1 protein-coding gene is annotated in these 622 nt (G+C 40.4%); it reads left to right on the top strand.

Annotated elements, in window-relative coordinates; genetic code table 11:
• Positions 1-142 precede the first annotated feature (142 nt).
• Positions 143-511, top strand: coding sequence for a PilZ domain-containing protein (locus tag R8N47_RS26300; RefSeq protein ID WP_005497212.1), 369 nt, complete (start codon positions 143-145; stop codon positions 509-511).
• Positions 512-622: the final 111 nt, after the last annotated feature.

Raw genomic sequence — 622 nt, 5'->3', positions numbered from 1 at the left:
AGAGTCATTGGGTCAGTGAAAAACATGACCGTGCACTTACGTAACTCTGTAGCGTTCTCGACAGTTTTTAAACAACATTCGAACACTTTTTGTTCTTCTTGATATACTATTCAATCTGTTTAAATGCCTTAGAGAGCGCAATATGACGGAGAAAAGACGCTTTTCACGCATCATCTACCAAGCTCCAGCTCAGTTAGAACAACGTGATTTGAGACTTAACGCTACGATTCAAGATCTTTCCTTGCATGGTTTGCTCTTACAAGCCGAAGGCTTAGATACATTGAATCCTGCACTTTTGGTTGATGTCGGTTTCTCGTTCCACCAGTCTGAACAAGAGATTACGTTAACGGCACAGATCGTAGACGTCGCTCAAGACCAAATACGGCTCAAGATCACCAACATCGGCATTGAAAGCATTAGCCAATTAAAACGATTTATCGAATTGAATGTAGGCAATAACGAACTTCTGAATCGAGAGTTAGACCATCTTTCCGATTTAGGGGAAAAATAAATCAACGCCTATTTAAGTAACAATAACTATGTCTAAAAAAATCATCATGCAGATCCCCACTAAAAACGGTGATCAGCAATTTTATTTGGGCCGCGGTTCGGTCCTAACCAT

It is taken from the genome of Vibrio sp. 2132-1 (assembly GCF_033344315.1).
Note: the sequence above shows the minus strand (reverse complement) of the source record. Positions and strands in the feature narration are given on the sequence as shown.

What these genes read in the sequence shown, in the direction of transcription:
- R8N47_RS26300 (WP_005497212.1), top strand. Translation starts at nt 143, where the DNA reads ATGACGGAGAAAAGACGCTTTTCACGCATCATCTACCAAGCTCCAGCT.